2 protein-coding genes are annotated in these 824 nt (G+C 76.3%); both read left to right on the top strand.

Annotation, left to right across the window (positions count from 1 at the left end; translation table 11 throughout):
- Window positions 1–357: DUF881 domain-containing protein (locus ABEB16_RS21570; protein WP_345714225.1), on the top strand; the 357-nt coding region annotated here is incomplete at its 5' end.
- A gap of 37 nt (window positions 358–394) precedes the next feature.
- Window positions 395–727 carry a small basic family protein gene (locus ABEB16_RS21565; RefSeq protein WP_345714224.1) on the top strand — a complete coding sequence of 111 codons (333 nt, stop codon included), beginning with the start codon at window positions 395–397 and terminating at the stop codon, window positions 725–727.
- Window positions 728–824 lie beyond the last annotated feature (97 nt).

Here is an 824-nt window from a genome sequence, read left to right as displayed (position 1 = left end):
GCCGCGGCGGTGGCGGGCAGGGTCGTCGACCGGGACCTGCAGACGCTCGTCAACGGCCTGTGGGCGGCCGGGGCCGAGGCGGTGTCGATCGGCGGGCAGCGGCTGACGGCGCTGTCGGCGATCCGCTCCGCGGGGGCGGCGATCCTCGTCGGCTACCGGCCGCTGTCCCCGCCCTACGAGGTGCTCGTCGTCGGGGACCCGGCGCAGCTGCAGACCCGGCTGGCGGCCTCTCCCGCCGGCAGCTACCTGCAGGCGCTGTCGGACAACTACGGCATCGGGGTGTCGGTGCGCGCCCGCGAGGAGCTGGTCCTGCCGGCGGCCGACTCGGTGGACCTGCGCGTCGCGGCCCCGCGCTAGCGTCGGCGGCCGTTGACGCCCCGGGGGAGGAGAGCTCGTGATCGCCGCGGTCGGACTGCTCGTGGGAGTGGTGGCGGGGGTGCTGCTGCACCCGCAGGTGCCGCTGTTCCTCCAGCCGTACCTGCCCATCGCCGTCGTCGCGGCCCTCGACGCCGTCTTCGGCGGGCTGCGCGCGGTGCTCGACGGCATCTTCGACGACCGGGTGTTCGTCACGTCCTTCGCGAGCAACGCCGTCGTGGCCGGTCTCATCGTCTACCTCGGCGACCAGCTCGGCGTGGGCTCGCAGCTGTCCACCGGCGTGGTCGTCGTGCTCGGTGTGCGGATCTTCTCCAACGCCGCCGCCATCCGCCGGCACCTGCTGTCGGCGTGAGCGCGCCCGAGCCGCGGCCGGGCGACCCGGTGGACGCCGGCCCGCAGGAGCCGGCGGGCCCGGCGGTGCGCCCGCGGCGCTCCCCGTGGCGGCGGCT

The sequence above is a fragment of the Kineococcus glutinatus genome, from assembly GCF_039542765.1.
Lineage (GTDB): Bacteria > Actinomycetota > Actinomycetes > Actinomycetales > Kineococcaceae > Kineococcus_A > Kineococcus_A glutinatus.
This window is presented reverse-complemented; position numbering and strand designations above follow the sequence as displayed.